Origin of the sequence: Paraglaciecola sp., assembly GCF_051252315.1 — a bacterium.
Classification (GTDB): Bacteria; Pseudomonadota; Gammaproteobacteria; order Enterobacterales; family Alteromonadaceae; genus Paraglaciecola.
The window spans coordinates 1-3167 of the sequence record NZ_JBPOFP010000223.1 but is presented as its reverse complement, the minus strand read 5'-3'; the positions used below and the strand labels follow the sequence as shown (position 1 = coordinate 3167).

Below are 3167 nucleotides of genomic sequence, written 5' to 3'. Positions count from 1 at the left end.
TACAAACTTGATTTTCAGTCAAAAACCTGAATTATATCAAAATAAACATACTTTTATTTTAAATTTAACGTTAAAAAATAGGCTACTTATTTACATTTAAAGCAAAAATACCTAGTTTTAGCGCAAATTAATTGTATTTCAGTTTGTTGGGTATATATGATGGTAATTGGCAAAATTATTATGCCAAATTTTCAGGGGAATTCTTTTGAATGAATCATGTAGAGGTTACTCAGATTTAACCCTCACGTAAAAATTCAGAAGTTTACGCACACAAAAATATAATATATGGGAATTTAAATGAACACATCTATTACAAAACTCGCTAAAAGTATCAGATACGTTGTAGCTGCTTCAGTTACATTAGGTTCAGTGTCTGCAGTTACACCCGCTTTTGCTCAAGAAGAAGCCGCATCTATCGAAAAAATTGCCGTAGTTGGCTCTAGGGCTGCTCCTCGCTCAATCGGAGATTCTCCGGTTCCCATCGATATTATTGGTGCAGATGAATTAGCTAAGTCAGGTAATACTGACATGTTAGAAATATTAAAAGGTACTGTACCTTCATTGAATGTACACTCAAATCCAATCAGTGATGCAGCTTCATTGGTTCGTCCTGCTAACCTTCGTGGGTTACCAGCAGATAGCACTTTAATATTATTAAACGGTAAGAGAAGACATCGTTCATCAGTTATTGCATTTTTAGGTGGTGGGATAAATGACGGTGCTCAAGGACCTGATATCTCAGTTATTCCTAGTATCGCTCTTAAACAAGTAGAAGTATTACGAGATGGTGCGGCAGCACAATACGGTTCAGATGCTATTGCTGGTGTTATGAACTTTGTACTAAAAGACGATGCTGAAGGCGGCTCTCTTGCAGTGCGTCGTGGTGAATATTACGAAGGTGATGGTACGTCAACTGAAGTATCTGGTAATGTTGGAATGCCTTTAACTCGAGATGGCTTTGCCAACTTAAGTTTTCAGTATAAAAATGTTGATGCCACTAGTCGAAGTGTGCAACGCCCTGATGCTCAGGCATTTGGTGAAGCGGGCTTAAATGTAGCGAATCCAGCGCAAATCTGGGGTTCCCCAGAGATAAATGATGACATTACTTTATTTGGTAATGTTGGACTAGATCTTGGTAACGATAAAGAATTTTACATGTTTGGTAACTACTCTGAACGTGACGTAAGAGGTGGTTTTTACTACAGAAACCCACATACGCGTGGCACGGTTTATTCTGTGGATGATGGCGCCACTTTGTTAATTGCAGATTTAACACCTGGTCCTGTTGGACAAGTTAATGATGGTTTAGGTCTTGGTGATGGCATTGATTGCCCAGTTATCCCCATTACATCAGCTAATGTTACGTCTCAACAAGATTACATAGACGGCGTTCAAAACGATGCAAACTGTTTTGCGTTTAATGAAATTTTACCAGAAGGTTTTACTCCTAACTTTGGTGGGAATATAACAGATACTTCATTAACAATTGGTACAAAAGGCGAGCTTAAAGGTGGGGTCTTAGAAGGAGCCCTTTACGACTTAAGTGGTTCAGTAGGTCGCAGTGAATCAAATTTTGTTATCTATAACACAATAAATGCCTCTTTAGGGCCTGATACTCCACGTGACTTTAAGCCTGGTAGTTATATACAGTTAGAGAAGAGCTTTAACGCTGATATTTCTAAGTTAGTAGACATGGGCTTATACGAAGAAGTTAACGTTGCAGGTGGCTTAGAATGGCGTGAAGAGTCGTTCCAAGTAGTTGTTGGTGATGAAGCTTCATTCACGGCAGGACCTTTAACTTCTCAAAAATTTGGTATTGGTTCAAACGGTTTCCCAGGATTTAAACCAGCAGATGGTGGAACATCAACTCGTCGTAACTATGCCGGTTATGTTGACGTTGAAGCCCAAGTTACTGAGTCTTTATTATTAGGGGGTGCGCTACGATTTGAAGATTATGATACTTTTGGTTCCACAACAAACTATAAGTTTTCTGCACAATTAAACGTGACAGATGATCTATCACTACGTAGTTCCATTAGTTCAGGCTTTAGAGCGCCAACAGTGGGTCAAGCCAATGTTAGTAACGTTCAGACGAGTCTTGATGGCGGCGTATTAGTTGATTCTGCTTTATTACCACCAACGAATCCAATATCTGTTGAGTTAGGCGGTACAGAGTTACAACCAGAAGAGTCTCAAAGCTTCACTTTAGGTGCCATTTACACATACGACAACTTCTTCATGACTGTAGATTTTTATAGTATCGATGTTGAAGATCGTATCAGTCAATCAGATAAGATCACGTTATCTGAATCTAATAAACTGGCGCTAAAAGCAGCAGGCGTGGCTAATGTTGATAGCTTGCAGCAGGTTAGTTTCTTTACAAATGACTTTGATACAACAACCAAAGGGGTTGATGTTGTTGCCAACTATTCAGCTGACCTTTTTGAAGGTGATGCGACCTTTAGTTTGGCGTATAACTGGAATGACACAGAAGTCACTAAGTTCTCTGCTATTACTGGTGATTTTAAAGTAAAACGTTTAGAAGAAGATTTACCTAATCATCGTGGTACGTTCACTTGGGCTCAAGCATGGGAAGAAGTTTCTATGTTTACTCGTGTTAACTACTACGGTGAATATCAAGGCGTACACGTAGACTATGATGCGACAGCGATAACGGCAGACTCTGCTGTTACCGTTGATTTCGAAGTTAGTTATTTCTTAAACGAATCCATTACGTTGAGTGCAGGAGCACAAAACATATTTGATCAAGAAGCAACTAGAATCAATATTCCAGCGTCTCAAGGTATTCCAAACAACAATTGGGGCGGCGTGTATTATGAAACCTCTCCATTTGGATTTAATGGTGGCCTTTATTATGTCAATGCGACGTATAACTTCTAATAGTTAGTAGGTTAAAATTATAGCCTGGCCAATTTGGTCAGGCTTTTTTATAAATCGTTAAAAATATTGAAATCTTTGTTGATTTTAATATTCATTATTGAGGGCTCATTTATTGTCGGATTTAAAATTGGCAGCAAGTTTACTCGCGAAAGGGGATTTAGTTAATGCAAAGAAGATCTATCAAAATATTTTGTATTCAAACCCGCAACAAGGTGAAGCATATTTGGGTTTAGGAAGGATAGCGCTTAAAGTAGCTCAATATGACC

The 3167-nt window shown here is 38.6% G+C and carries 1 protein-coding gene; it reads left to right on the top strand.

All coding sequences use genetic code 11. The features are described from left to right. Window positions 1-297: 297 nt before the first annotated feature. Window positions 298-2901 carry a TonB-dependent receptor plug domain-containing protein gene (locus ACSHXM_RS21410; protein ID WP_435692387.1) on the top strand — a complete coding sequence of 868 codons (2604 nt, stop codon included), beginning with the start codon at window positions 298-300 and terminating at the stop codon, window positions 2899-2901. Window positions 2902-3167: the final 266 nt, after the last annotated feature.

What these genes read in the sequence shown, in the direction of transcription:
- ACSHXM_RS21410 (WP_435692387.1), top strand. Translation starts at nt 298, where the DNA reads ATGAACACATCTATTACAAAACTCGCTAAAAGTATCAGATACGTTGTA.